Origin of the sequence: uncultured Exiguobacterium sp. (assembly GCF_964277885.1) — a bacterium.
GTDB lineage: Bacteria > Bacillota > Bacilli > Exiguobacteriales > Exiguobacteriaceae > Exiguobacterium_A.
In genome coordinates, this window is the sequence record NZ_CAXYJR010000006.1 from 38,116 (window position 1) to 62,986 (window position 24,871).

Annotated in this window: 28 protein-coding genes; 13 read left to right on the top strand and 15 right to left on the bottom strand. The window is 46.0% G+C overall.

From position 1 onward, the window contains the following. The first annotated feature begins 239 nt into the window (after nt 1-239). The 4 genes from ACHWTJ_RS13250 (at nt 240) to ACHWTJ_RS13265 (ending at nt 3,240) form a co-directional block, all read left to right on the top strand. Nucleotides 240-440, top strand: a complete 201-nt coding sequence (locus tag ACHWTJ_RS13250) for a cold-shock protein (RefSeq protein ID WP_023469752.1) — start codon at nt 240-242, stop codon at nt 438-440. Between the two features lie 119 nt (nt 441-559). Then, nucleotides 560-1,525 carry a ring-cleaving dioxygenase gene (locus ACHWTJ_RS13255; protein WP_394679851.1) on the top strand — a complete coding sequence of 322 codons (966 nt, stop codon included), beginning with the start codon at nt 560-562 and terminating at the stop codon, nt 1,523-1,525. 78 nt (nt 1,526-1,603) lie between these two features. Then, nucleotides 1,604-1,903 carry a DUF3817 domain-containing protein gene (locus ACHWTJ_RS13260; RefSeq protein WP_294740077.1) on the top strand — a complete coding sequence of 100 codons (300 nt, stop codon included), beginning with the start codon at nt 1,604-1,606 and terminating at the stop codon, nt 1,901-1,903. A 104-nt stretch (nt 1,904-2,007) separates the two neighbouring features. Beyond that, complete coding sequence (locus ACHWTJ_RS13265; RefSeq protein ID WP_294740076.1) at nt 2,008-3,240, top strand: DEAD/DEAH box helicase; 1,233 nt, start codon at nt 2,008-2,010, stop codon at nt 3,238-3,240. A 66-nt stretch (nt 3,241-3,306) separates the two neighbouring features. Here the strand turns inward: ACHWTJ_RS13265 and ACHWTJ_RS13270 are convergent, their stop codons facing one another. The 3 genes from ACHWTJ_RS13270 to ACHWTJ_RS13280 form a co-directional block, all read right to left on the bottom strand. Next, on the bottom strand, nt 3,307-3,720 hold the full coding sequence (locus ACHWTJ_RS13270; protein WP_294740075.1) for a DUF2231 domain-containing protein: 414 nt from the start codon (nt 3,718-3,720) through the stop codon (nt 3,307-3,309). A gap of 79 nt (nt 3,721-3,799) precedes the next feature. Then, entirely contained in the window at nt 3,800-4,969 is a 1,170-nt protein-coding gene (locus ACHWTJ_RS13275; protein WP_394679852.1) for a sensor histidine kinase, read from the bottom strand. Continuing rightward, nucleotides 4,962-5,639, bottom strand: a complete 678-nt coding sequence (locus ACHWTJ_RS13280) for a response regulator transcription factor (RefSeq protein ID WP_294740073.1) — start codon at nt 5,637-5,639, stop codon at nt 4,962-4,964. The genes ACHWTJ_RS13275 and ACHWTJ_RS13280 overlap by 8 nt, the downstream gene beginning before the upstream one ends. Before the next feature lie 100 nt (nt 5,640-5,739). On the opposite strand from ACHWTJ_RS13280, the gene ACHWTJ_RS13285 reads away from it, so the two are divergent. Genes ACHWTJ_RS13285 through ACHWTJ_RS13295 form a run of 3 tightly spaced genes read left to right on the top strand, consistent with a single transcriptional unit; the run spans nt 5,740 to nt 7,510 of the window. Then, nucleotides 5,740-6,048 carry a hypothetical protein gene (locus ACHWTJ_RS13285; protein ID WP_294740072.1) on the top strand — a complete coding sequence of 103 codons (309 nt, stop codon included), beginning with the start codon at nt 5,740-5,742 and terminating at the stop codon, nt 6,046-6,048. An 11-nt stretch (nt 6,049-6,059) separates the two neighbouring features. Continuing rightward, nucleotides 6,060-6,950, top strand: coding sequence for an FAD:protein FMN transferase (locus ACHWTJ_RS13290; RefSeq protein ID WP_294740071.1), 891 nt, complete (start codon nt 6,060-6,062; stop codon nt 6,948-6,950). Next, nucleotides 6,938-7,510 carry a hypothetical protein gene (locus tag ACHWTJ_RS13295; protein WP_394679853.1) on the top strand — a complete coding sequence of 191 codons (573 nt, stop codon included), beginning with the start codon at nt 6,938-6,940 and terminating at the stop codon, nt 7,508-7,510. The genes ACHWTJ_RS13290 and ACHWTJ_RS13295 overlap by 13 nt, the downstream gene beginning before the upstream one ends. A gap of 9 nt (nt 7,511-7,519) precedes the next feature. Here the strand turns inward: ACHWTJ_RS13295 and ACHWTJ_RS13300 are convergent, their stop codons facing one another. From ACHWTJ_RS13300 to ACHWTJ_RS13315, 4 genes are all read right to left on the bottom strand, one after another. Further along, entirely contained in the window at nt 7,520-8,305 is a 786-nt protein-coding gene (locus tag ACHWTJ_RS13300) for an alpha/beta hydrolase family protein (RefSeq protein WP_394679854.1), read from the bottom strand. A gap of 131 nt (nt 8,306-8,436) precedes the next feature. Then, nucleotides 8,437-9,993, bottom strand: a complete 1,557-nt coding sequence (locus ACHWTJ_RS13305) for an ABC-F family ATP-binding cassette domain-containing protein (RefSeq protein WP_023469741.1) — start codon at nt 9,991-9,993, stop codon at nt 8,437-8,439. Nucleotides 9,994-10,024: 31 nt separating this feature from the next. Beyond that, on the bottom strand, nt 10,025-10,198 hold the full coding sequence (locus ACHWTJ_RS13310) for a hypothetical protein (protein WP_023469740.1): 174 nt from the start codon (nt 10,196-10,198) through the stop codon (nt 10,025-10,027). A gap of 86 nt (nt 10,199-10,284) precedes the next feature. Then, complete coding sequence (locus ACHWTJ_RS13315) at nt 10,285-10,728, bottom strand: hypothetical protein (RefSeq protein ID WP_294740067.1); 444 nt, start codon at nt 10,726-10,728, stop codon at nt 10,285-10,287. 147 nt (nt 10,729-10,875) lie between these two features. Here ACHWTJ_RS13315 and ACHWTJ_RS13320 point away from each other — a divergent pair, with 147 nt between their 5' ends. From ACHWTJ_RS13320 to ACHWTJ_RS13335, 4 genes are all read left to right on the top strand, one after another. Beyond that, a complete protein-coding gene (locus ACHWTJ_RS13320; protein ID WP_053452172.1) occupies nt 10,876-11,205 on the top strand; it encodes a hypothetical protein in 330 nt (109 codons plus the stop codon). Then, entirely contained in the window at nt 11,202-12,425 is a 1,224-nt protein-coding gene (locus tag ACHWTJ_RS13325) for a glutathionylspermidine synthase family protein (RefSeq protein WP_394679855.1), read from the top strand. Before ACHWTJ_RS13320 ends, ACHWTJ_RS13325 begins: the two co-directional genes overlap by 4 nt. After that, complete coding sequence (locus ACHWTJ_RS13330; protein WP_294740065.1) at nt 12,422-13,057, top strand: hypothetical protein; 636 nt, start codon at nt 12,422-12,424, stop codon at nt 13,055-13,057. Before ACHWTJ_RS13325 ends, ACHWTJ_RS13330 begins: the two co-directional genes overlap by 4 nt. 239 nt (nt 13,058-13,296) lie before the next feature. Further along, entirely contained in the window at nt 13,297-14,790 is a 1,494-nt protein-coding gene (locus tag ACHWTJ_RS13335) for a peptide MFS transporter (RefSeq protein WP_294740064.1), read from the top strand. Nucleotides 14,791-14,962: 172 nt separating this feature from the next. On the opposite strand, the gene ACHWTJ_RS13340 is transcribed toward ACHWTJ_RS13335, so the two are convergent. Both ACHWTJ_RS13340 and ACHWTJ_RS13345 read right to left on the bottom strand, forming a co-directional pair. Further along, nucleotides 14,963-15,472 carry a hypothetical protein gene (locus tag ACHWTJ_RS13340; RefSeq protein ID WP_294740063.1) on the bottom strand — a complete coding sequence of 170 codons (510 nt, stop codon included), beginning with the start codon at nt 15,470-15,472 and terminating at the stop codon, nt 14,963-14,965. Nucleotides 15,473-15,531: 59 nt separating this feature from the next. Then, nucleotides 15,532-16,803, bottom strand: a complete 1,272-nt coding sequence (locus ACHWTJ_RS13345) for a purine/pyrimidine permease (RefSeq protein ID WP_294751932.1) — start codon at nt 16,801-16,803, stop codon at nt 15,532-15,534. 159 nt (nt 16,804-16,962) lie between these two features. Here ACHWTJ_RS13345 and ACHWTJ_RS13350 point away from each other — a divergent pair, with 159 nt between their 5' ends. After that, nucleotides 16,963-17,658, top strand: a complete 696-nt coding sequence (locus tag ACHWTJ_RS13350) for an alpha/beta hydrolase (RefSeq protein WP_394679856.1) — start codon at nt 16,963-16,965, stop codon at nt 17,656-17,658. A gap of 90 nt (nt 17,659-17,748) precedes the next feature. On the opposite strand, the gene ACHWTJ_RS13355 is transcribed toward ACHWTJ_RS13350, so the two are convergent. The 5 genes from ACHWTJ_RS13355 to ACHWTJ_RS13375 form a co-directional block, all read right to left on the bottom strand. Next, nucleotides 17,749-18,684 carry a carbohydrate kinase gene (locus ACHWTJ_RS13355; protein WP_294740058.1) on the bottom strand — a complete coding sequence of 312 codons (936 nt, stop codon included), beginning with the start codon at nt 18,682-18,684 and terminating at the stop codon, nt 17,749-17,751. Continuing rightward, nucleotides 18,671-19,528, bottom strand: a complete 858-nt coding sequence (locus ACHWTJ_RS13360; RefSeq protein ID WP_294748185.1) for a PRD domain-containing protein — start codon at nt 19,526-19,528, stop codon at nt 18,671-18,673. Before ACHWTJ_RS13360 ends, ACHWTJ_RS13355 begins: the two co-directional genes overlap by 14 nt. Before the next feature lie 111 nt (nt 19,529-19,639). Beyond that, on the bottom strand, nt 19,640-21,052 hold the full coding sequence (locus ACHWTJ_RS13365) for a sucrose-specific PTS transporter subunit IIBC (RefSeq protein WP_394679857.1): 1,413 nt from the start codon (nt 21,050-21,052) through the stop codon (nt 19,640-19,642). Between the two features lie 170 nt (nt 21,053-21,222). Then, nucleotides 21,223-22,026, bottom strand: a complete 804-nt coding sequence (locus tag ACHWTJ_RS13370; protein WP_394679858.1) for an endonuclease/exonuclease/phosphatase family protein — start codon at nt 22,024-22,026, stop codon at nt 21,223-21,225. 86 nt (nt 22,027-22,112) lie between these two features. Next, a complete protein-coding gene (locus tag ACHWTJ_RS13375; RefSeq protein ID WP_394679881.1) occupies nt 22,113-23,723 on the bottom strand; it encodes a PTS transporter subunit IIBC in 1,611 nt (536 codons plus the stop codon). A gap of 312 nt (nt 23,724-24,035) precedes the next feature. Here ACHWTJ_RS13375 and ACHWTJ_RS13380 point away from each other — a divergent pair, with 312 nt between their 5' ends. After that, on the top strand, nt 24,036-24,317 hold the full coding sequence (locus tag ACHWTJ_RS13380) for a helix-turn-helix domain-containing protein (protein ID WP_394679859.1): 282 nt from the start codon (nt 24,036-24,038) through the stop codon (nt 24,315-24,317). A 54-nt stretch (nt 24,318-24,371) separates the two neighbouring features. Here the strand turns inward: ACHWTJ_RS13380 and queF are convergent, their stop codons facing one another. Beyond that, nucleotides 24,372-24,860 (bottom strand): preQ(1) synthase, encoded by a 489-nt coding sequence (gene queF / locus ACHWTJ_RS13385; protein ID WP_035412002.1) that lies wholly within the window; start codon nt 24,858-24,860, stop codon nt 24,372-24,374. Nucleotides 24,861-24,871 lie beyond the last annotated feature (11 nt).

Here is a 24,871-nt window from a genome sequence, read left to right on the forward strand (position 1 = left end):
TTTTTATTTTAGTTATGTAGAATAAGTGGAATCAATTGGAAAAAACATTGGTCTGACAACTTGACTTTTAAAGCGCATCCATTCTATACTTACGTTAGCTTAATATTGTTATTGTCATTACGGATTCACATCGTGTCACGAACAATCTTTTCGTTGCTCCATGTATTTCGGGACAATAATGAATTCCTTTCATATGCCCAGCATATGTATTAAGTAATTTATTTTTGGAGGTTGTTCCCATGAACACAGGTAAAGTAAAATGGTTTAACGCAGAAAAAGGTTTCGGTTTCATCGAAGTTGAAGGCGGAGAAGACGTATTCGTACATTTCTCAGCAATCACTGGTGAAGGCTTCAAAACGCTTGACGAAGGTCAAGAAGTTGAGTTCGAAATCACTGAAGGCGCACGTGGAGCACAAGCTGCTAACGTCGTAAAACTTTAATTTCAACTATTCAATCGTCCCTTTTCGGAGGGACGGTTTTTTATTAGATTAATATCTTGAATTCAAGATAAATGTAGAGTATACTTCAATTACCAAATCATTTACAGGGAGTGAGGAAGATGGAACTACTCGGAATTCATCATGTGTCGATTTTGACAGGCATGGCGGAACGCAATTATCAATTCTACACACAAATACTTGGAATGCGTCTAATTAAAAAGACAGTCAATCAGGATGACACGACATCGTATCATTTGTTTTATGGAGATGCGGAAGGGAATCCAGGAACGGATTTGACATTCTTTGATATTCCGCATCTTGGAACGGGTGTACCGGGAGCGTCGAGTATCTCTTCGACATCCCTTCGCGTGAAAACAACAGCGGCTCTTCAATTTTGGAAAGAACGGTTTGAGGAAAAGGAAGTGGATCACGACGAAATCATTGAACGCGCTGGGCGACAAACACTGGCGTTTCGTGATCAGGAAGGAACACGGTTGATTCTCGTCGCGGAAGATGGCGAGGTGGGTGTCGCAGGTGGTGTACCATGGCCGCAAAAAGAGATCCCGTCGGAGCATGCCATTGTTGGACTAGGAGCCGTCACACTGACGGTCAATGATCCAACGCTGACCGTCCGTGTACTGACAGAAGTCATGGGTTTCCGGAACGTCGGTCATTACCCATCACTAGCAGGTGACTTTGCTCCGATCGAAGTCTATGCGACAGGAGAAGGCGGCATCGGAGCAGAGGTTCATATCGAGGCACGTCCAGATCTCGACCGGGAACGTCTCGGTCGTGGTGGTGTGCATCATGTCGCGTTCCGAGTACCGAACAGTGAGGAGTACAAGAAGTGGGTCGATCGCTTGAATGCCTATCACTTACCGAACTCTGGTAAAGTCGATCGTCACTATTTCCAAGCTCTCTACTTCCGGGAACCGAACCATATCTTGTTTGAGCTCTCGACAGATACACCGGGATTCGCGACAGATGAGTCGGTTGAAACGTTAGGGGAGACGCTTGCGTTACCGCCGTTTCTTGAACCAAAGAGATCTGCGATCGAAGCACGGTTACGTCCACTCGAAATCTGACAATCCTGTGACACAGGTCACAGATGGATCGTCCATCCCGTATACTAAGAGCAGGAATCAGGAAAAAGGAGTGACGGGATGTTAAGAACTACGCTTGGGCAATTCCGAATGATTGCGATATTAGAGGGAATTTCGTTTTTAGTCTTGCTGTTGATTGCGATGCCGCTGAAATACATGGCGGACATTCCACAAGCAGTCTCCGTAGTCGGAGCATTACATGGTGTCTTGTTTGTCATGTATGCAGTTTGGCTCGCTGTCGTGAAATTCAAATACGATTGGTCGATCATCAAGGCGGGTATTGCGTTCATCGCATCATTCATTCCGTTCGGCACGTTCGTACTCGATCGGAAGTTAAAACAGGAAGCAACAAACGCGTAAATTGTGTATACTGAATAGAGCACGGCTGTGGATAACTGTTTTTGTCTATGCGAAGCAGGTTATCCACAGCTTTTTTCTGTGGATAATTTTTAGGAGGATATATCATGTCAACATTTGAAACATTACACATCAGTGACCTGTGGATAAAAAAATTACAAAAGCAAGGTATCAAGGAGCCGACACCCATTCAAGAACAGGCGATTCCGTCATTACTTGACGGACGTGATTTGATTGGACAGGCACAAACCGGAACAGGGAAAACGTTAGCGTTTCTCTTACCGATTCTTGAGCAAATCGATGTCGAATCGCAAACGGTCCAAGCATTGATCGTCGCACCAACACGCGAACTCGCGCGTCAAATTGCCGATGAGACACATAAGCTGATTCGCAATACGGAACAGTACCGTGCGCTTGCTGTATATGGCGGACAAGACGTCTTTAAACAGATTCAACGACTCGGTCGGATGCCACAAATCATCATCGGTACACCGGGACGGATTCTTGATCATGTCGGTCGCGGCACACTGGACTTAGGTGAATTACGCACACTCGTCTTAGATGAGGCGGACCAAATGCTGCAAATCGGTTTCTTGCCAGAAATTGAGGATATCATCGAGGCAGCACCTGTTGATCGTCAATTCGTCATGTTATCCGCAACGATGCCACCGAAAGTAGAAGAACTGGCGAAAACGTATTTGCGTAACCCAGTCGAAGTACAGGTGGAAGCGGAAAGTATCACCGTAGAAGCAATCGAGCAATTCGTCGTCGAGACGACGGATCGTCGCAAGCAGGCGACACTACGGACGATGCTTGACGAGATGCGTCCATACGCAGCCATCATTTTCTGCCGTACGCAACGTCGCGTCAGTAAATTAAACGAAGAGATGCAGATGCAAGGATATCCGACGGATGAATTGCATGGTGGTTTGACGCAAGGAAAACGAGAAAAAGCGATGGCGAAGTTCTATCAAGGAAAAACGCAATTCCTGATCGCAACAGACGTCGCTTCCCGTGGACTCGATGTGACAGGTGTGACACACGTCTTCAACTATGATTTACCGGACGATGCCGAAAGTTATGTTCACCGGATTGGTCGGACAGGACGTGCCGGGAACGACGGAATTGCAGTCTCGATCGTGACACCTAAAGACGGTCGGACGTTCCGTGATATGGAGCGGGAATTGAACATCTCGGTCACGCCGATCGTCGTCGAATTATCTGAAGAGGCGATTCGCGCACAGCACGACCAAAGTAAAGGATCACGGAAGACGACAGAAGGACGTGGAAACACACGTCGTTCGAATAACCGCCGTCCGGGACGTGCACACCGTAAGTAATAAGAAACAAGATAAAAGAGCCGGTCTATTTCTCTCGTAAAAAGAGAAAATGGACCGGCTCTTGTTTTATTTAGCATAGACCATCTGACCACCAAGGTGACCGGTATAAGCAAGTAGTCCGCTACCGACGATCGCAACGACGAAACTGAGTAATAAAAACATTTTTTTGTTCGAGCGGTAACCGACTAAGAGGAATAATAGCGAGACACCGAAGGCGACAAGGCTGAATAAAGCAAAGTGTTCATGGTTTTCAATTGCTGAATGCGTAGCAGCACTCAAGTTACCTCGTGCATATTCTTCTGCTCCGTCTCCAGATAAATAGGCCGCGACTCCAGAAATCAGACCTACGACTAGCGTGAAGAGGGCGAACAATTTAAATTGCGTCCATTTCAGACTGACGAGTAACAATACCGTTGCGAATAATAAAAGTGCGATTGGTGCGTGGACGAGTAGCGGATGAAGCGGTACATTCCCTAACATGATGAAGACCTCCTTAGATAAGTATGGTAAAGCATAGCTTCACTTTACCCTGCTTATCTGACAGATAACTGACACCGTTTTAAAGAGTTGGGAAATGAATGATGAACCGTGTACCTTCACCGAGCGTCGAATCAATAGAAATCGTTCCGCCATGCTGCTCGACGATAGAGTGAGCGATCGATAACCCGAGACCCGTCCCTGTTCCGTGACGTGAATGGTCCCCTCGATAAAAGCGCTCGAATATTTTGGCTTGTTGGTCGGAAGCGATTCCGATTCCGCGATCCTGTATCGTCAACTGGCGTTCTGTTGCGGTTTCGTGTAATGAGACATCGATGACATCATCACTGTAAACAAGAGCATTTTCAAGAAACACCGTCAATAAGCGATTCAGTTGGTGGGCATCGCCTTTCATTTTTAAGTTTGGCGTGATTGAGGCGCGAATGACACGATCCGTATAGGCATGCTGAAAGCGTTCGATAGTCTTTTGAACGAGTGAACTGAGATCCAGTTCTTGTTTCGATGAGGATTGTCCTTCCCGTGCCAGCAACAGTAAATCAGAGACTAAATACTGCATCCCTGCCGTCTCCGCCTTGATGTCCTCTAAAATCGTTCGCCCTTCGTTTGAAAGAGGCTCAACTTCCAGTAATTCAATCCCGCTATAGACGATCGTTAGAGGAGTTCGGAGTTCGTGTGAAGCATCGGACGTAAAACGACGTTGGCGATCGAATGCTTGTTGTACCGGAATGACGGCTCGACCCGCAAGGACATATCCGATCAGTGTCAGGACGATCGTTGCAAGAACGGCGATTCCTGCAAGGACGGCAATCAATCGTTGTAAGGTATCTGCCGTCGACGAGATATCCTTTAATAAAAGGAGTCGTCCTTCTTCCGTGTTACGTTGATATAGTAAGAAATGTCGATCGCCCCATTTGACTTGTTTCGTCGTATCATTCGAGCTTAGGAATCGTCGTAGTGTTTTTTGCTCGACATCTGACGGCAGACTTGCATACCGCTGCTTTCCTGAAGCATCAAGGAGCTGAAAGTAAATCGGATTTCGCGCGAACTGATCTTCTCCGTGTTCGATACGTTCGAAGATGTCGCGATCAGAAACACTCTTCAATTGATTGAATTCCATTTGATTGAGTAATTGAGCGTTCGTAACATATACACCGATTAGGATAAGAACTAGTACTAAAAAAAACGAGCCGCTGAATAGTAAAGTCAGTCGTTTTCGAATCGATTCAAGCATGCGGATCACCTAATCGATAACCGAATCCACGAACTGTTCGAATCAAATTAGGAGCACCGACCGCGTCTAATTTTTTACGAACGAGTCGAACGAGCGCATCGAGTGCGTTATCCGTAATATCAGCTCCAATCCCCCACACGACCTCGATGATTAATTCACGGCTCATCACTTGTTCAGGTCGTCTGAGTAGTAAGGAAAGGAATTCAAATTCACGTCGTGTTAAATCGATTGGATGTCGCTCATAGGAAATCGTTTGTGATGACAGATCGAGAACAAGTCCATGAAAGGTGACCGTCGATATAAACGCCTTTTGCTGGCGGCGACTGAGTGCGCGAAGTCGTGCCAGTAATTCATTCGATTGAAATGGTTTGACGAGATAGTCGTCCGCTCCGCTGTCTAGACCATGAACGAGATCGATTTCCGTATCACGAGCAGTCAACATTAAAATGCCACCTTCAAACTGTTCTTGCCTTAAGGTGGCAGCGACTTCGATTCCGCTCTTACGAGGCATCATCCAGTCGAGGATGAGTAAGTCATAACGATACGTCTGACATTGAAGGAGCGCCTCCACCCCATCCTGCGCGACATCCACTTGATATCCTGCCCGCTCCAAATGGAGCCGTAACATCTTAGCTAGGCGCTGATCATCTTCTGCCACCAAAATCCGCATGAACATCGCTCCTCTTTTTTCTCATTATCCCATAGTTGCCGTCAGTTAGTTGTCAGTTTTTTTCGATACAGTAAACATAACAAGAAGGGAGAGGAAACAGATGAAACCAAAACCATTTGCGAAATGGCTTGTCGGGCTCAGCAGTTCCGTCTTCATCGGACTCGCGATTGGTCAATTAAGTGTCAGCTCGAGCGATACCTCGACGACACCTGTCTCAACAGGAGATACGTACTCAAATGATACGACATTACCATCTCAAGGAAATCAATATAGCGATGATGAAGGCGAATACGAAGGGGATGACGGATATTACGAAGGTGACGATGAGGGTCAATGGCAAGGCGATGAATCGTCTGGATTCAGTCAACCGGGTGGGTCGAGCGATGGTCAATCCAGCCATTCGAGGTAAGGAGGAGGAAGATGGAGCGACAATTGTATGCGATGCATAATCAGGTGCGATTCGTGACGGATCAGCCGATTGATGAAGCAGAGTGGGAGGAGCTCGTTCGCTTTTTTCATTATGTGGATCGACAGTGGTCACGCTTTGATGAGCAAAGTGAAGTCAGTCGATTGAATCGTTTACGGATCGGAGATACGTTATCGGTGTCCTTGCCGTTAGCCCGTTTATTGGCTCGTGCCACACGATACTTCGAACAGACGGAACGTTATTTTTCTCCGTTCCTATTAGCGCAACAACAAGCCAATGGTTACCGGCAATCGTTTCCTTTCACGCAAGCCATCGCTTATGAAGAAGCGGCTCCACCAGAAATCGCACCATTCATCATTGAAGGGTGTGACGTGACCCGAGTGGGGGGCGGTTTTATCGATTTAGGTGGTATCGGAAAAGGTGCCGCAGCGATGATCGCAGCGCAACGCCTCCGAAAAAACTGGAACCGTGGATTGATTGAAGCGGGAGGCGATGTCATCGTCTGGTCCGAGGAGAAACCATGGAATATTACGATCACGCACCCAGAGACCGAACAGCGTGTCGCTGATGTGCAGTTGCGACAAGGTGCGGTCGCGACATCAAACCGCGTCTATCGATCGTGGAAGACGAGGGACCAGACCCAGCATCATTTGTTAGATGGACGAACAGGACGTCCGACAAGAAGTCCGATTCTTCAAGTGACGGCGTCTGCTCCACAACTCTATGAAGCGGAAGTCATGACGAAGCTTGCTTTTCAGATGACAGAAGCAGAACGTCAAGAAAAGCTGTTTCGTTGGTTTCCGAAAGGACGATTGCTGATGTTAGATACTACAGGAGAATGGCGAAGCGAACGGAAAGGAGTGAGTGAGATATGGACTGGATGAAATGGTTATTCTCGACATGGACGATGATCCGCTTGAGCGGGTTAAGTGGCCACTTCTTCATGACGATTTCTGTCTTAGCTGGATTGCTCGGTTCCTACCCAGCTCTCAAAAAACAAAAAGCACGATTACATCACGTGCACTTATATAGTGGTTGGGCAGGGTTACTCGCGATCGTCCTTCATGCGACACTCATCATTGTGGATACCTACGCACCACTGACAATCTTCGAGGTCCTGATTTCGGGACAGGCTTCTTATGAACCGCTTTGGAATGCGTTCGGAACAATCAGTCTCTACTTATTCGGGTTCGTTCTTGTAACTTCGGATTTTTTGAAGGAGACGTTAGGCAAGACGCTTTGGAAATTGACGCACTGGCTCGTCTTACCTGCCTGGCTATTGATGACAGCGCATGGTTTATTTATCGGCACGGATACCGGAACGTTGTTCACGACGATTTGGTACGTTGTCTCGACACTTACGATGTTCACACTCGTGCTGTACCGGATGCGGATCCGTCCTGTACGACGGACACCAGTAAAAGAGCGCTCAGTCGTACGCTGAGCGCTCTTTTCATTGTCGTGCGAGCCAAGCCGTCCATTCGTTAAAAGCAGCATCCCGGTTCTCGATATAGTTGTGATCACTGTCGACGATTGATTCCTCAAACGGACTGTCTGATAGCAATAAGTCATGGTGAAGTGCTTTGATCGATGTTTCGTCCCGCTCTGACGTCATGAGCAACATCGAGCGATTGGCTAAACGTTCTTTTAGCGTCAGTAAGTTCCAGGTCGCATGATGCTGTTTTAACTCATCGAGTAATGCATCGGCGACGGCACCGTTTAAGAAAGCAGCCCCTCGATCGAGCACACCGTGAAGCGCTGACTCGTATTCCGGATGTTCGAGGACAAGTTGACCGACGAGTCCGAAATTAAATGGAGAGATTCCGACATAATGTGCAGCTTCCGGTGTCTCAGCAAAAGCATGCAGACCGGCGAAGCCACCCATGCTATGACCTACGACGGTGATTTGATCTGCCTTGATGCCGTGTTCGGTAGTGAAAGACTCGGAGCAGACGTACCGTAATGTGGCGGATGCGTCTTCTAAAACATGCTGGAATCGAAAGGTTCCAGGACTTCCGATCGTTCCACGATATGACGTGACAAGCACATGGTATCCTGCGCTTTGAAGTTGAACTGCCCAGTCCATGTTCAACTGTTTCCCGGGAAATCCGTGGAAGAGGACAATCAGTGGAGCATCCGCTGTATGTTCAGGTGAATAGAGACGGGCAATCAACTGTTCTGAACCACCACTTGGAACATGTAAGTAGGATAATGTTGCTTTTTTCGTGATCGTTTCCAAAAAAACACGCTCCTTCATAACCATTTTCTAAGTCCTAGTGTGCGTGAAGATGCACAATCATGCAATGATTAAGTGTGTGAACTAAAAAGATGAGATACCCTTCTGGGCATCCCATCTTTTTTTAGCGTGACTTAGAATACTTTTGTCGTCCATGATTCGCAGTTCCATAAATCTGTCGCGACAGCTTCATAGAATTCTGGTTCGTGTGAGATCAAAAGGACGGTTCCTTTATACTCTTGTAACGCACGTTTTAATTCTTCCTTTGCTTCGACGTCCAAGTGGTTCGTCGGCTCATCGAGTACGAGGATGTTCGATTCCGTATTCATCAATTTACAAAGACGGACTTTCGCTTTTTCCCCACCGCTGAGCACTTCGATTTTCGATTCGATGTGTTTCGTCATCAACCCACATTTTGCGAGCATAGCACGCACTTGTTGTTGTGTCAGAGACGGGAACGTATTCCAAATCTCTTCGATACACGTATTCGAGTTCTTCTCTTTGACTTCTTGTTCGAAGTACCCGATGTGCAGATTTTCTCCCCGCTCAACGACACCTGAGACAGCTGGAATTTCACCGAGCAAACTCTTAAGCAACGTCGATTTCCCGATACCGTTCGCACCATGCAAGGCAATCTTCTGTCCGCGTTCAATCGTCAGATCGAGAGGACGAGAGAGTGGCTCATCGTATCCGATGACGAGACCTTTTGCTTCGAACATCAATTTACTTGGTGTTCGTGCTTGGAGGAAGTGGAACTCTGGTTTTGGACGTTCTTGTGCAAGTTCGATGACATCCATCTTATCGAGCTTCTTCTGACGTGACATCGCCATGTTGCGTGTCGAGACACGTGCTTTGTTCCGAGCTACGAAGTCCTTTAACTCAGAGATTTCCTGCTGTTGACGTTTGAACGCAGATTCGAGTTGCTTTTTCTTCGCTTCATGGATCGTGACGAAGTTATCATAGTCGCCGACATAACGGTTCAATTCTTGATTTTCCATGTGATAAATCAAGTTGATGACACTGTTGAGGAATGGGATATCGTGCGAAATCAAGATGAACGCATTCTCATATTCATTCAAGTAACGTTTCAACCATTCGATATGCTGGACATCGAGATAGTTGGTCGGCTCATCGAGTAATAGAATATCCGGTTTTTCAAGGAGAAGTTTAGCAAGCAGGATTTTCGTCCGCTGCCCACCACTGAGCTCCTGTACATCCCGGTCGAGTCCGATTTCATCGAGACCAAGACCACGCGCGATTTCTTCAACTTTTGCATCAATCGTATAGAAGTCGTTATTCGTCAAAATATCTTGTAAGACACCGACTTCTTCGAGCATCTTTTCAAGTTCTTCTGGCTCGACTTCGCCCATTTTACCGTACAAATCATTGATTTCCTGTTCGATGTCGAACATGTACTGGAATGCGCCTTTAAGCGCATCCCGGATCGTTAATCCTTTTTCAAGGACAGCGTGCTGATCCAAATAACCGACGCGTACATGCTTCGCCCATTCGACTTTTCCTTCATCCGGCTCAAGTTGCGACGTGATGATATTCATGAACGTCGATTTTCCTTCACCGTTCGCACCGACGAGACCGATGTGCTCGCCTTTTAACAGGCGGAAGGAGACATTTTCGAAAATGGCGCGGTCACCGAATCCGTGACTTAAGTTAGATACCGTTAAAATACTCATAATTGCTCCTTATTTCATGAATTCCTGTGACTTAGACGCCTGTCCGTTTTTTCTGGTTGTTCGCTTTTTTCGTCTGTTGGCTCGTCAATTGTTTCGTTTGTGTCCCTTGTAAGCCAGTCGGACGTTTTGTTTGCGCTTGTTTTTTTGCTTTCAAGCGCTCGATCATTGCCTCTTGCAATGATAGTTTTTTTGGTTGTTCACTCATGTTCGTTCACCTCGATTGATTCGTTCTTACTTTCTAGTATGCCAAAAAAAACGTCTCTTGGAAATGAAGAGACCTGATTTTACGTCTCAAAGTGTATCGGCGAGATAGACGACGTAACAATTCCGGTCGATATCGATTTCGCAGCTGTCACGCTCAAACACACCGTGTCCTTCGACTTCAATCTTATCCTTGATTAAAAAACGCATCGCTTGGACGTGATTCGGAACCGTTGATGTCTTTAAGAGCGGTTGAGCGCTGTCGGACAAATACTGTCTGAACTCGATATGAATTTGGTGAGGTGGATAAACACGTTCTTCTGTTGCACGTGGCGATGCTTTGATGTGATCAACAATCAATTGATCGTAATCGCCTGCCATCTCATTGGAACGCAGCTCATATTGATGTCCTTCGATGATATGGAATTCGCAGAGTTGATGGGCGATGATTTCTTCCGGTTCGATCGCATAGCGATCATACTGATAGATCGGATGGAATTCACTATTTTCTTCAACATAGTAGGCAAGTGACATGCGTAAATCCTCCTTTTCATTCTATAGATACTATTACCACCTTCAAGGAAAAAAAGTTCCGGCAGAACAAAGAAACTTTTCTCTCCGAAAAAGCGTATACTATCCATAACGAGAGTAACAGGAAAGGGGACTGAGACGGTGAATTGGATGAAACAAGCAACACTAGCTGCGACACTGTTGATCGGAACGACACTGAGTGGGTGTGGATCAGATGATGCACGAGCGGAACGACCAGATGATCCGGATTGTGATGACTATGAGTATGATAATGATGAAGGCGTTTGGTACTGTGATGATAGTTCGTCGACCCATTCAGGCTACTATTACTGGGGTGGTAGTTATTTCGCCTCACGTGCCTTGATGCACAGTGCGATGCGAACGAAAGGGTATACACCGAAATCAAAAGCAGTAAAGAGTTATAACACGAAGACAAAAGGATTCGGAACAGGCTCGTCTTCCGGCTTTTTCGGCGGATGAATAGACGACAGATCTTTTATGGAGACATCGATCGTTTTTGGGATGTGCTAGACGGGGAACCGTATGCTGTGACGGAAATCATGCCCATCTCGGATGAACGAATCGATCAACTGCATATCGCGGCGCAAGAAGTGTATCGGATATTTGAAAAAGTGCTTCCGATTCTTCGCTCAATGGATAATCAGGCACTACTCGAGCTTGGATTCCCAGTCGAAAGTCTCCCCTTCTTACGGCTCGAGACGATGCGACCGCTGACTATCATTGGTCGCTTTGATTTCATTGCGACGGCAGATCGTATTTCACTCATGGAATGGAACGCGGATACGCCGACCTTCATTAAGGAAGTGTTTGAAGTCAATGATGTCGTAGCGGAAAAACAAGGTTTTGGACGGGTCAACGACGGGGAAAACAAATGGCTGAAAGCGACAGTCCGTCGTGCGATCGAAGCAGCGATACATCGGACGAAACAGAATCCGCATGTCGTCTTCACTTCACATGGTGACCATATCGAGGATCGGCTGACGGCCGAGTATTTGCAGTCGTTTTGGGATGGGGCGACGTATTGTCCACTTCATGCATTAGAGATTCGTCCGGAAGAGGGATTGTACGATGAAACAGGTAAAAGGATTGATATCTTATATCGACAAACCTTTCCAATCGAGATGGCTTTGCTGGACCGGGATGAAGACGGAAGAAATTTAGGACAATTACTCCTGCAACTCGTTGAGACGGGGCGACTCGAAATCATCAATCCACCGTCCGCTTTTTTAATGCAAGCCAAGTCGGTTCTTGCATTGATCTGGATGTTACACGAAACCAAGCATCCATACTTGAGTGAAACGGATCATACGATGATTGCGCGTTATTTTTTACCGACATACTTATCAGAAGATACATTCATCTCAAGCCGACAACCATTCGTTAAGAAACCGATCTTCGGACGCGAAGGGGATACCGTAACCGTCCATGACGGACAGGGAGACGTGCTGCTAAAGAATGAACAGCATACGTTTCTTGATCAATCGGCTATCTATCAAGCGTATCGAGAATTACCGACGTATCCACTTCAGGAAGAGGGAGATGTCGCGTACATGTACGGTGTTTTTATATTAGGGGGAAGACCGAGTGCGATTGGTGTACGTGCCGGAGAACGGATTACCGGAAACCGTTCCTACTTCGTACCGATCGGTCGACAGCATGAAGGAGGGAGAAACGTATGAGAGCAGCAATTTTAGGAGCATCCGGTCTAGTCGGACAAGAACTCGTGGATCGTTTGTTGGCAGAAGAGGCCTATAGCGAGGTACATGTTCTTGTTCGCCGCCCGATGCGTCGTTTTCATCCAAAACTAGAAGAATGGGTGATTGATTTTGATCGTGTGACAGAAATCGAATTACCTGTCGTCGATCACGTCTACTGTGCACTGGGTACGACGATCAAACAAGCAGGATCGCAAGAGGCATTTCGTCTGGTTGATTATACGTATCCAGTTGAACTGGGTCGTGAACTGTTAGACCTCGGAGCGACGCGATTTGCTTTGATTTCAGCGCTTGGTGCTCATCCGAATGCTAAAACCTTCTACAATCGTGTAAAAGGGGACACTGAAAACGGATTACGTGTACTAGGATACGAGACGTTACTGATTTTCAGACCTTCGCTCTTGTTGGGAGAACGAGACGAGTTTCGTTTAGGCGAACAGGCAGCTGCGAAAATTTCGACGGTGTTGCGACCGTTGTTGAAACGGAGTGCCATCGCTCCGATTGAAGCTGGTCAAGTCGCTGCGGCGATGATTCGCGAAACACTACATGCACCGCCTGGAATTACAATTATCGAATCAAAACAGATGCAATCCTGAGCAGTCGAGTAATCGGCTGCTCTTTTTGTTATTCTTGTAATATAAATAATATTTGACTCATCAAATGATTTGCGGTTGAATGGTAAAGTGCTGTCTCATATACAAAAAAAGAAGTGAGACAATTCAGGCAAAACAGTGTATTCGTATCCTATCTGTTTCGTCACGCTTATCGTTTGGGGAAAGCGGGAAAAGATGATGGATTATGCACTTATTCAGGGCAGATGAAAGGAGCCGATCATATGGCAGAGTTTGATCGCGATCAGGTCTATAAGACCGTTCCGCAAAAAGGATTCTTTGGGAATCCGAAAGGGTTATTCACCCTCTTCTTCACCGAGTTTTGGGAGCGTTTCTCCTACTATGGCATGCGTGCCATCCTCATTTATTATATGTACTACTCTGTAAAAGATGGTGGTCTTGGAATTGATGAAAAGTTAGCTTCTTCAATCATGGCTATTTACGGATCACTTGTCTACATGTCCGGTGTAATCGGAGGATGGATCGCAGACCGATTACTCGGTACATCACGCACTGTCTTTTATGGTGGTGTCCTCATCATGACGGGTCACATCGTGTTGTCTCTACCAGCAGGTGCTACAGCATTATTCTTTTCAATGGGACTCATCGTCATTGGAACGGGTTTATTGAAACCAAACGTTTCAAATATCGTGGGAGATCTATATAGTAAGACAGACAGTCGAAGAGATGCTGGGTTTAGTATCTTCTATACAGGAATCAATGCAGGAGCATTTTTATCTCCGATCGTTGTAGATGGTGTACGTCTGCAAGCTGGTTTTCATGCCGGATTTGCTGTAGCTGCTGTAGGGATGTTTTTAGGATTAGTTGTATTTGTGCTTACTAAGAAAAAAAATCTTGGTCAAGCTGGTCAGTATGTTTTAAATCCGATGTCTAAAGAAGAACGAACACGTTTTTACAAAACAGCTTCGGTTTCTATAGTCGGTATCATTATTATCGGATGGATTGCTGCGACAATCGGATGGTTAACCATTAACTCCTTCTCATTTGTAGTGACGATTCTCGGGATTGTTATTCCGATTTTTTACTTCTATTTCATGATACGAAGTCCAAAAATTACGTCTGATGAACGATCGAGAGTCTATGCCTATATTCCGTTGTTCTTAGCAGCTGTTATTTTTTGGGCTATCCAAGAGCAAGGAACGTATGTCTTATCAAAATTTGCTGATCAGCGCACCGAGCTAAGTTTTTTAGGATTTGAATTCAGTCCTGCACTTTTCCAATCGGTGAATCCGTTGTTCATCATTGCCTTAGCTCCTGTCTTTGCGAGTATCTGGATTAAGTTAGGCGATCGGCAACCTACGACACTTCAAAAATTTTCATTAGGCTTAATGTTCGCTGGGTTATCCTTTATCGTCATGATGATTCCCGGGCTATTATTCGGTACAGAAGGTTTAGTTAGCCCGCTTTGGTTAGTATTCAGCTTCCTTTTAGTCGTCATTGGTGAACTTCTTCTTTCTCCGGTTGGATTATCAGCTACGACTAAACTGGCACCAGCAGCTTTTTCGGCACAAACGATGAGTTTATGGTTCATGACGAATGCTACAGGACAAGCCGTTAACGCACAAATTGTTAAGTTTTACGATCGAAATACAGAAGTGATGTATTTTGGTATTACTGGTCTAGTCGCTGTCTTTTTCGGATTATTATTACTTGCATTCTCGAAAAAATTGCAAGTTCTAATGAAAGGTATACGTTAAAAAAAAGTCCTAAGATATTAGAGGATCGATTTCAAAGAGAACTTCATAGTCCCTTTAACACGATGCAGTGTGAACTACACAATTGCTTGCTGTTAAGGGGATTTTTTAATAAAAAATAACCCTAGACATATGACTAGAGTTATCTCGAAGAAAAAATAACAGGATCGTTTGATTATTTAGTGACGCTAATTTTACTTTCTATATCTGATTTTCTTTTGATTTTAATCGTCTTTGTTTTACCTGTTTTACTACGATGACCGTCTGTAGTAAACCATTGATCATATTTTTGCGTGTAATGCTTGTAAACAGAACGCTTCTTAAAGGTTCCTTTTTTTCCTTTTGGAATTGAACGCGAAGCAGTAGTCGTTACTGTTTTTTCTTTTCCGAAGAATAACTCTAGATTGCCATCGATGGTTCCGCGAGAAATTCCCCCTGTACCTGTGACGCTCCAGTTCGTTTTGGTTTTAGTACTTACTTCCATTTTTATTGGACCGCGCATTGCGCCAGGTTGCGCTATCCAAGAACCATAACTAGTAGATTTATAGACAGGCTTTCCTGCAGGAGTATAGTAAAAATAAGATGGTTCATTACCATTTAATGCTTCTGTTTGATGAGGGCTCACGAATGAGAAGGAAATAGATAAAACGAGTGGAACCCCGATGATTTTCGCTACTTTTTTCATCATTTACCTCCTTTTTAAATTACCATTTCAATATAACAGATAATGTTAAAAATAACAAATTAGTCATTTGTTCGGATATGACGTAACCCTTCTGCGAGCAAAGCGACTAACGTTCCAAGAACGAGTCCGTTCGACATTAGTGTCGTCACGAGTGGTGGTAAATCGGCCGTTACTCCTTTTGGTAGTAACAATGCACCGATACCGACGAGAACCGGAAGACCGACTGTGATCATCGCCGTTTGACGATTCAAATCGCGAGCTGCTTCCGTGACGCCGATGATTGCCATCCCGGCAACGATTGGAGCGACCATCGCATAACCGACGGCGACGGGAATTTTAGCGATCAATCCGACGAACGGTGTCACGATACTGAGGAAGAGACAAGTGATGTTTGCATAGACGAACGCTTTTCGATCCGTATTATCCGTTGAGGCGATGAATCCAGCCGTTCCGGAAATCGCGACAGGACCCACCGTACCGAATAGACCGGCGAAGAGCTGTCCGATACCAGCTGTGATACCAGCCGTCCCGACTTGTCCTTTGACGGGTTCTCCGCGCTTCGCACTGATGATCCGTTCGATGACTTTAATGTTCGCTAAGACGTTCGTCATCAAGAGTAACGAGATGATGAGAGCTGTCGGTAATAGACTCCAATCGACATGAATACCGCCGAACGGTAACAGACTCGGTAAAGTAAACAGCGGGCCATCAAAGTTTGGCATCTCTGCACGACCGATCAGCGCAAACATGCTCCAACCGACGAGTAGCGTGATCAATAAAGCATACTGACGTAAGCGATCGCTCCGCTCTAAATAAAGCGAGATCAAGACGGTCAAAATCGAGATGACGGCAGGTAATACTTGAATCCGTCCATCTTCGATATTGAGTAATCCTTTCATGACGGATCCCGACAGCTGTGCCGACAGCAACAGCATGTAGACTCCGATGACTTGCGGTGTGAAGAGCGGGACTAAGCGCCGTAAGACACCCGTCATCGTCAAGACGATGCAGATGATGCCGCTGAGGAGAAGTAAGAAGCCAAGTGACTGTAACGTGTTCGAATAGCTACCGTATAACGTGACACCAATCGATGAATAGAGAGCGAATACACCCCACCAAATTCCAGCAGGACCTTCCATGATCGGCAATCGATGTCCGAGCAGGACTTGGAATAGACTTAAGATGGCGAATACGAATAAACAACGAGATAAGAAGGAAAGTGTCTCGGCACCCGAGAGTTCAAACGATGCTGCGATGGCGAGGGGCGGGGCAATGTTGGTACAGATGATGAATAAAAACCATTGAATCGTAGACACAAGGGTACGCGGCAAAACGTTAATCTCCTTTCAAAAAAGCAATATTGGTTTCATCTTAAACCAATTCATGAAAAAGAGATAGGGAAGCTTACAATGACTGAAAATTCTAATATTTGTTTTCATATGTGATTTAACACATAATAAAAGGTATACCGATAATTAGGAGGAAATGAGATGAAAAAATGGAGTAAACGAATCATTGGAACAATTGTTGCGTTGCTAGCATTGCTTGTATTTACCTTCATGATTTGGGCACAGTTCGACTATGATGCTTCTACGCAAGCGACGTCTTACGTGGAGACAGACACACCACGTGAACTGACATTTGGAAAGAAGACGAGCGATATCGGGTTCATCTTCTATCAGGGGGCAAAAGTCGATGCTGCTGCCTACAGTTATTACGGCAATCAACTAGCGAAAGATGGGCACTTCGTCGTTATCCCAAAGCTACCGTTTCGGATTGCGTTGCTTGACTCAAACGAAGGACTCGATATCATCGAGGAATATCCGCAGGTCAAAAAATGGTATCTGATCGGGCATTCGCTCGGTGGAAGCGCAGCTTCGACGATCGTCGATCAACATCCGAAAATCAAAGGAATCGTTTTCCTGGCGTCCTATCCGATTGATTCGATTGATGTGCCATCACTAACGATCTACGGTGGACGAGATGGTGTCTTACCAGTCGCTAATATCGAAAAAAGTAAGCAGGACGTTCGAAAAGATGCGGTATTCCATGAAATCAAACAAGGAAATCATGCGAACTTCGGTATGTACGGTCGACAAAAAGGAGATCATACGAGTCCACTAACGCCGAAAGAACAACAGAACGAGTCGTTAGACGAAATCAAACAATTCATTGCGAATCTGTAAATCGTATCAGGTCATGGGTGGAGTCGTTCATCTAACACAAAGGAGAGGAGATGTCTGCACACCTCCTCTCCTTTATTCATAGAAACGATCTTAATTCAAGCGATGTGTGACTTCATCAAGTGTTGGTAAAGCAGCCATCGCACCTTTGACGGAAGCAGCAAGCCCACCCGAGATTGCTGCGAATCGTCCAATGTCGCGAAGTTCATCTTCCGACCAATCAAACGCAAAATCACGTAAGGCACACTGATAGAGTAACCCGGACATGAAGGCATCCCCGGCTCCAGTCGTATCAATCGCGTCAACCGTAATCGCATCGATGATAGCCATCGCGCGATCCGTATAAAGAATCGAACCTTCATTTCCACGCGTGATCGCGAGAAGGCGGATTGGATATTCAGCTAACAATTCGGCAGCCCCGTCATCAAGATCCGTTTGTCCTGTTAAAAACGTCAATTCTTCCTCGGCCAGCTTGACGATTTGTGCATCCGGTAGGACGGATCGGATTGTCGTCCGTGCTTCGTCGAGATTCGGCCATAATGATTCACGTAAGTTCGGATCATAGGAGATAGGCACTTGGTGTGCTTTTGCATGAGCGATGGCTTTTCGTGTCGCATTTACGGCTTCGCCGGTAATCAAAGAGATCGAACCGACGTGTAATAAATCGACGGACGTGAAATCTTCGGGTACATGTGTTTCGTGAAAATTCATATCCGCTCGTTCCGCGTTGATGAACTCAAACGACCGCTCGCCATCCTTCCCATTCGTGACGAGGACGAGACCCGTCTTTTGTGTCGAATCATGGACGAGGTAATCCGTACGGACGCCATAGTGATGTAATGTATCCTTCAGGAAATGCCCCATCGAATCATCACCGACGGATCCAAGAAAATAACTGTCTGCACCTAATCGAGCGAGTCCGACGGAGACGTTGGCAGGAGCACCTCCTGGATTTTTTTGAAATGTCATGTTCTCGGCATCAAGAGGAATTAAATCGATCAGTGCTTCCCCTAAACTAAAGATTTTCATACGTAGAACTCCTTTCAAGGTCGGGACGAATCCGTTCAATGTGTAAAGCCATATAGCCGATTTCTGATTCGGGCACACGCGTATCGAGTTCAACCGTCAGCCAGTCTCCCATCTGATTCGCACAAGCATAAGCATCAGCATAACGGGTTTTGACAGCCGATAGAATCACGTCATCCATGTCGTGTAACGTCTCTCCTTGTTCAATCCGGGCAAGGACCAACTTCATATGTGTGAAGAAACGATAATACGTCATCGATGATGTTTCGATCGTTTGTCCAAAAAAGACTTCAATCTGTTCCCGCAGTTCATTGAGTAACGTGACCGTTTGCAGAGCGGTTGCCATGTTTGGATGAGTCTGTCGTGCATTGTATAAATGAAGCGCGATGTTCGCCGCTTCTTCTTTCGGTAGCGTGACCTGTAACGCGCGTTCGATTTCAAGAACCGCCCATTCTCCGATTGCATACTCTGGTCCATATAAAAGGCGAATTTCTTCTGCTAGTCGATTATGCACGACGAGTTGTTCGCGCGCTAGCCGTACGGCATGAGCGAGGTGGTCCGTCAGACTGACATGAATATAGTCATGAAACGGCGTCTGAAGCTCACCTTCCGCATGCGAGATGATACGTTCGGATAAGTCGATGATTTCAAGCGGTGTTGTCGTCAGAATCTCTTTAAACTGTTCCGCGTTTTCAAACGAAGGAATGAACATTTTTTCAATCTTCGTCGCTTGGATCGGATCTTTCTTCTTTTTTCCAAAGGCGATGCCGGGACCCATGACGATCCGTTCTTGACCGTTTTCTTTAACGACAACGGCATTGTTGTTGAGGATCTTATGAATAATCAGCCTGACGTCCTCCTTTCCGGTCTTTTCTTCATTATAAAGCGAACGTAGATGCTTTGCGAACCGACAAATGCGACCACCGAGTCAGTGGACCCGGTTTGGTCGCATGAAGGATTAAGCAGCAACGTCCGTTTCTTTTTGTTTGCGTGCATCCAGACGCATCAGGACGACGGTTGAGACGAAAGCAGTGACGACCGCGATCGCGAATCCAACGAGGTAGTTGATCAAGTTCGTTGCACCAAGTGGCGCGACGATTGCGATCATCGGGATTCCAGTCAGTCCGTAAGCGTTCGCTGCGACTTGTGTCAAGACGACATAACCTCCACCGATTGCACCACCAATGGCACCGCCGATGAATGGTTTTCCAAGACGTAAGTTGACGCCGTAGATGACGGGTTCTGTGATACCGAGAAAGGCTGAAAACGCGGACGGTAAGGCAAGTGCTTTGAGTTTGACGTTTTTCGTCAAGAAGTAGACCGCAAGTCCGGCACCACCTTGAGCGACGTTCGCCATCGACCAGATTGGTAAAAGGAAGTTCTTTCCGATACTTTTATCGGCAAGTAATCCTGCTTCGATTGCATGAAAACTGTGATGCATCCCTGTGATGACAATCGTCGAGTACAGTCCACCAAAGAGGAGACCAGCGACGACCGAGAATTGTTCGTAGAAGAAGACGAGTACGAATGAGATGCCTTTCCCGAGCAACGTTCCGATCGGACCGATGACGATCAACGCAAGGAAACCAGTGACAAGGACCGTGACAAACGGTGTGACAAGTAAGTCGAGCGTTTCAGGTGTCCGTTTCCGGACTTGTTGTTCAATCTTTGCCATGACCCAGACAGTTAAGAGAACCGGGAAGACCGTTCCTTGGTAACCAATCAATTCGATGTTCATTCCGAGGAATTTCATGACTTCCGGATCACTGTTACCAAGCGTCCATGGATTCAAGAGGGATGGGTGTGTCATGATCCCCCCGATGACGGCACCGAGATACGGATTCGCACCGAATTCACGAGCAGCCGAGAAGCCGATCAAAATCGGTAAGATGATGAAGGCTGAAGATGAGAACATATCGAGTAGCTGAACGATTGGCGAATCACCTTGAACCCAACCGAATGCTTTGATCATGCCGAGTAGCCCCATCAAGAGACCAGCAGCGACGATGGCTGGAATGAGTGGCACGAAGACGTTCGAAAGGGAACGAGCAAGACGGGCGAACGGATTTAATTTTTGAGAGGCGGCTTTTTTAACGTCGAGTGGCTCTTCTCCATCGACCTTTACACCAGCGAGTGGTGCAAACGCGGTGAATACCTTATTGACGGTACCCGTTCCGAAGATGATCTGATATTGACCAGAGCTTGAGAAGGCACCGCTGACACCATCCAAATCTTCAAGTGCCGTTTGATCGACCTTGGATTCGTCATGCAAGACAAGGCGTAAGCGCGTCGCACAATGAGCCGCAGTGATGATGTTTTCACGTCCACCGACCAGTTCAAGTACACGTTTAGCAGTTTGTTGATAATCCATCGGGAAGGTCCTCCTTTTTTCATGAAACGTGCGATATGAGACAAAAAAAGGCAAGACCGAACGACACCTCTCCTAACGAGGCGTCATTTCGGTCTTGCCAGCCGTACTGTCACAATCCGCACTATTAATTTGATTTCATCATAAAGGAGAAAAGAAAGCGTTGTCAACAATCAATTTTCATTTTTTTGAATTTGAATATCGACCTCAACCCCATAGTGATCAGAAACGATTGGTCCGTGAATCCCGTCGAAGACGACACCGACGCGCTCGACATCAATCTTTCGATTCGATAAGACGAGATCGATCCGTAGTCCTTGTTGATTGTCTTCCCATCCATCGATGTTGCCATCGATCGTCTCGATTCCGACCGTTTCCTTAGCGAGCAGAAAGACATCGTGTAATCCCCGCTGCATCATATAGTCGTATCCTGTATTTCGTTCTAAGGCATCGTTGTTGAAGTCACCGAGGAAAAACGTCCATTCGAGTGGGTCCATCCGAGCCATCAAGTGGTTGAACTGTTCCTGGAACGGTTCTACTTCGTCTGCCCACCAACCGAGGTGACAGGTATTGAACGTGATCGGTGTTCCGTCGACTTGAATCGTGGCACGAACGATTTTCCGTGATTTCCAATCGAATGTATCCTGGCTACGACTGACATAATAACTGTCCGACTTTAAAATCGGGTGTTTCGTCAACAAGGCGAGTCCTTCTTCGTACTTATCGTATCCGATATGGGCGAAATCCCAAACGAGAGAGTAGGTGTGACCTTGTTCCTTTAAAGCTTGCTGGATCAAATAGGCAAAATTATCATTGCGCACATCATCATGGACGACTGGTGTATCCATCAATTGACTAACTTCCTGCAACGCGATGACATCATAATCTTGAGCGAGGATCTGTAGTACGATCTGGTTTAATTTTTCGAGTGGCTGTTCTTCTTGCCACGAATGACAGTTCAATGTGAGTAGACGCATGAGTGGTCCTCCTGATTTTTCAAATAAGAAAGGTGAAACTCTCATGAAAGAGCTTCACCTTTAGGTAGTTCCCTAATCTCGCAGGTTTATGCGCCGATCCGGTCTTGGATATCTGATTTTAAGATATCAGCTTTTGGACCGTAGATGGCTTGCACGCCATTGTTCTTAAGGATCAGACCGAGTGCACCGTTTGCTTTCCAGTCTGCTTCTTTTGCGACAAGCGCTGGATCTTTGACGGTAACACGGAGACGTGTCATGCAGGCATCGACGTCCTCGATGTTCTGCTGTCCACCAAGTAAATCAATGATTTGTGAAGCTTGTGAACCATCAGCAGGAGCGGATGTCGCAGCAGCCTCACCTGAAGCTTCAGTAGTCGATACGTTGATATCGTCCAGATAGTTCCCGTTACGACCTGGTGTCGCATAGTTGAATTTCTTGATGACGAAACGGAATGTAAAGAAGTTCAAGAAGAAGAAGAAGACACACACACCGATGAAACGAATTAAGTCACCAATCAATCCGGCTTTTGCAATCAATGGGATTCGTGTCAGAAGTTCAATCGCACCGAACGCATGAATCCGAAGATGCATGATATCAGCAAGTGCGAAAGCCACACCTGTCAATACAGCGTAGATGATATAAAGAACAGGAGCGATGAACATGAACATGAATTCGATCGGCTCTGTGACACCTGTTAAGAAGACGGCGAGTCCAGCAGATAAGAAGACCGGCTTGTATGCTTTTTTCTTATCTTCATCGACTGACATATACATCGCGACAGCGACACCGATCAATGAAGCAAGCGACGTGACGACTTGTCCTTCTTTGAAGCGGGCAGGAACGACACTGTTGATTAAGTCATTGTATCCTTGTGTGTTACCGGCTTGTTTCAAGTTGACAAGGTCAGTGATCCAAGCAAGCCAAAGTGGATCCTGTCCTGCAACTGTTGACCCTTGGGCAGCACCTGTCAAGATTTTGTACGTTCCACCGAGTTCCGTATAGTTCATTGGTACAGTCAACATATGATGCAGACCAAACGGAAGCAATAGACGCTCAAGTGTCCCGTAAACGAATGGTGCGACGATTGGTGCGGAATCACGTGAAGAAGCGATCCAGCGTCCAAAGTCATTCAACAATCCTTGGACGAACGGCCAAACGAGTGACAATACGAATGCTGCAACGACCGATCCGCCGATGACGACGAATGGGACGAAACGCTTTCCGTTGAAGAAGGCAAGCGCATCCGGTAATTTGCTAAAGTTATAAAATTTATTAAAAAGAACAGCACCTAGGAAACCGGAGATGATTCCGACGAAGACCCCCATGTTCAGTGCGGGTGCACCGAGTACCGAAGTGAAATAATCTTTTACGATGAGCTCAGAACCAAGCAATGAATTGACAGTTGCTTTCGGATCCGTGACCATTGCGGCGTTAACACCGAAGATAGCTCCGGTGACACGGTTGATCAGAATGAAAGCAAGTAAAGCAGCGAAGGCACCGCCAGCACGCTCTTTTGCCCACGATCCACCAATCGCGACAGCGAATAGGACGTGGAGATTCGTAATGATGGCCCAACCTAAATCTTCAACGATCCGGGCAATCGTTTGCATCAACACGATGTCGCCACCATACATGCCGATCAATTTACCGACTGAAATCATGATACCTGCGGCAGGCATGACGGCGATGACGACCATCAACGCTTTACCAAGTTTTTGCCAAAAATCGAACGAAATAGCATTTTTCAAGATCATTCACTCCTTTTTGTATCTTTTTTTCTCTAATATGTGTGTAAGAACAGTGCAATAATGTAAGCGATTAATGCAACCGTTTGCATATAGAATTGTAAGCGATAACTTTTTAAAAAGCTAGTGTTTTACAAGAAAAATATTTGAAATTAAATTTCGACAGAAAAATGGTGGTTCGGAAAGGTATTCAAATTTAAAAAAAGTGGGAATAAGACTACAGTGAACGTTGTCTGGTTTCAAAAAAGAAAGGATGTTTGGCGGATGAAAGAAGTGATTCAACCGATCGGACAGTATGGTCAGCGGATTCGTACATTACGAGAACGTCAACAATTCGATCAGCATACACTGGCTGAATTGACCGAAACGACACCCGAGATGATTCAACGTATCGAAAACAGCATTGCGCATCCGTCTTTTTCAATGATTGAGCGACTGGCGCGTGCCTTACATGTTCCTTCGGATCATTTATTACAGCATATTTGGCCATCTGAAGTCATCCGTCAGCACGATCGTACGACTTTGGTCGACATCCCATCCAGTTGAATGAAAATGAGAAAAGAGGAACGGTGGAAAAGTCCACTGTTCCTCTTTGAGCGTTTAACGATTATCGACAGTCTCAGGATAGAGATCGTGATTGAATAGACGGTGTTCTGCCATCCGTTCATATTTTGTACCAGGCTTCCCATAATTGTAGTACGGATCAATTGAGATTCCACCGCGTGGCGTGAATTTCCCCCAGACTTCGAGGTAACGAGGTTCCATCAATTTCACGAGATCCTTCCCGATGACGTTGATGCAGTTCTCGTGGAAATCACCGTGATTGCGGAAACTGAACAGATATAATTTAAGTGACTTCGATTCGACGAGTTTTTCGTCCGGGATGTACGAGATATAGATTGTCGCGAAATCCGGTTGATTCGTGATCGGACAAAGACTTGTGAACTCTGGTGCATTGAATTTCACGAAGTAGTCATTTTCCGGGTGACGGTTCGGGAACGCTTCAAGAACTTCAGGTTGATATTCAAAAATATAAGGTACGGCTTTTTGGCCGAGTAACGATAAGTCGTTTAAGTCTTCAGGTCGCATGAATCAATTCT

Excerpts from the sequence above, each read along its gene's own strand:
- ACHWTJ_RS13325 (WP_394679855.1), top strand. The coding sequence starts at position 11,202 with ATGAATAGACGACAGATCTTTTATGGAGACATCGATCGTTTTTGGGAT.
- ACHWTJ_RS13375 (WP_394679881.1), bottom strand. The coding sequence starts at position 23,723 with ATGGTCGTCATCGCCGTCATGCCTGCCGCAGGTATCATGATTTCAGTC.
- ACHWTJ_RS13370 (WP_394679858.1), bottom strand. The coding sequence starts at position 22,026 with ATGCGTCTACTCACATTGAACTGTCATTCGTGGCAAGAAGAACAGCCA.
- ACHWTJ_RS13330 (WP_294740065.1), top strand. The coding sequence starts at position 12,422 with ATGAGAGCAGCAATTTTAGGAGCATCCGGTCTAGTCGGACAAGAACTC.
- ACHWTJ_RS13275 (WP_394679852.1), bottom strand. The coding sequence starts at position 4,969 with ATGCTTGAATCGATTCGAAAACGACTGACTTTACTATTCAGCGGCTCG.
- ACHWTJ_RS13355 (WP_294740058.1), bottom strand. The coding sequence starts at position 18,684 with ATGAAAATCTTTAGTTTAGGGGAAGCACTGATCGATTTAATTCCTCTT.
- ACHWTJ_RS13380 (WP_394679859.1), top strand. The coding sequence starts at position 24,036 with ATGAAAGAAGTGATTCAACCGATCGGACAGTATGGTCAGCGGATTCGT.
- ACHWTJ_RS13290 (WP_294740071.1), top strand. The coding sequence starts at position 6,060 with ATGGAGCGACAATTGTATGCGATGCATAATCAGGTGCGATTCGTGACG.
- ACHWTJ_RS13335 (WP_294740064.1), top strand. The coding sequence starts at position 13,297 with ATGGCAGAGTTTGATCGCGATCAGGTCTATAAGACCGTTCCGCAAAAA.
- ACHWTJ_RS13350 (WP_394679856.1), top strand. The coding sequence starts at position 16,963 with ATGAAAAAATGGAGTAAACGAATCATTGGAACAATTGTTGCGTTGCTA.
- ACHWTJ_RS13250 (WP_023469752.1), top strand. The coding sequence starts at position 240 with ATGAACACAGGTAAAGTAAAATGGTTTAACGCAGAAAAAGGTTTCGGT.
- ACHWTJ_RS13255 (WP_394679851.1), top strand. The coding sequence starts at position 560 with ATGGAACTACTCGGAATTCATCATGTGTCGATTTTGACAGGCATGGCG.
- ACHWTJ_RS13315 (WP_294740067.1), bottom strand. The coding sequence starts at position 10,728 with ATGTCACTTGCCTACTATGTTGAAGAAAATAGTGAATTCCATCCGATC.
- ACHWTJ_RS13340 (WP_294740063.1), bottom strand. The coding sequence starts at position 15,472 with ATGAAAAAAGTAGCGAAAATCATCGGGGTTCCACTCGTTTTATCTATT.
- ACHWTJ_RS13265 (WP_294740076.1), top strand. The coding sequence starts at position 2,008 with ATGTCAACATTTGAAACATTACACATCAGTGACCTGTGGATAAAAAAA.
- ACHWTJ_RS13285 (WP_294740072.1), top strand. The coding sequence starts at position 5,740 with ATGAAACCAAAACCATTTGCGAAATGGCTTGTCGGGCTCAGCAGTTCC.
- ACHWTJ_RS13305 (WP_023469741.1), bottom strand. The coding sequence starts at position 9,993 with ATGAGTATTTTAACGGTATCTAACTTAAGTCACGGATTCGGTGACCGC.
- ACHWTJ_RS13365 (WP_394679857.1), bottom strand. The coding sequence starts at position 21,052 with ATGGATTATCAACAAACTGCTAAACGTGTACTTGAACTGGTCGGTGGA.
- queF (WP_035412002.1), bottom strand. The coding sequence starts at position 24,860 with ATGCGACCTGAAGACTTAAACGACTTATCGTTACTCGGCCAAAAAGCC.
- ACHWTJ_RS13260 (WP_294740077.1), top strand. The coding sequence starts at position 1,604 with ATGTTAAGAACTACGCTTGGGCAATTCCGAATGATTGCGATATTAGAG.
- ACHWTJ_RS13310 (WP_023469740.1), bottom strand. The coding sequence starts at position 10,198 with ATGAGTGAACAACCAAAAAAACTATCATTGCAAGAGGCAATGATCGAG.
- ACHWTJ_RS13280 (WP_294740073.1), bottom strand. The coding sequence starts at position 5,639 with ATGCGGATTTTGGTGGCAGAAGATGATCAGCGCCTAGCTAAGATGTTA.
- ACHWTJ_RS13270 (WP_294740075.1), bottom strand. The coding sequence starts at position 3,720 with ATGTTAGGGAATGTACCGCTTCATCCGCTACTCGTCCACGCACCAATC.
- ACHWTJ_RS13320 (WP_053452172.1), top strand. The coding sequence starts at position 10,876 with ATGAAACAAGCAACACTAGCTGCGACACTGTTGATCGGAACGACACTG.
- ACHWTJ_RS13295 (WP_394679853.1), top strand. The coding sequence starts at position 6,938 with ATGGACTGGATGAAATGGTTATTCTCGACATGGACGATGATCCGCTTG.